This is a genomic window from Pedococcus sp. P1_H8 (genome assembly GCF_056405175.1).
Window position 1 is genome coordinate 1 of record NZ_JBFUCP010000275.1, and the last position, 426, is coordinate 426.

Sequence of the window (426 nt, forward strand, 5' to 3'; positions counted from 1 at the left end):
AGGTGGGAGCGTCCCTGCACGTGCTGGTGGACGGCAGGCCGGTCGTGGACCTGTGGGGTGGTGTCGCCGACCCCGCGACGGGCCGGCCATGGGAACGGGACACGGTCGGTGTCGTGTTCTCGTGCACCAAGGCCGCGGTCGCGCTCTGTGTCCACCTGCTCCTGGCGTCCGGCGAGATTCGCGAGGACATGCCGGTGACGCAGGTGTGGCCGCAGTTCGGCGCGAACGGCAAGGGCGACATCACGATAGGAATGCTGCTCAATCACTCGGCGGGGATCCCCGTGCTCAGCGAGCCGCTCGGATCCGGCATGCTCGAGGACTGGGAGTACATGGTCGGCCGGATCGCGGACCAGGCGCCGTTCTGGCGGCCGGGCGAGCGGCACGGCTACCACCCGGTGACCTTCGGGTTTGTGCTCGGCGAGGTGG

The 426-nt window shown here is 69.7% G+C and carries 1 protein-coding gene; it reads left to right on the plus strand.

The genetic code is table 11. The features are described 5' to 3' along the window. The coding region (locus AC1DYG_RS19980; protein WP_477641583.1) for a serine hydrolase domain-containing protein at nucleotides 1–426 on the plus strand (426 nt) is incomplete at both ends.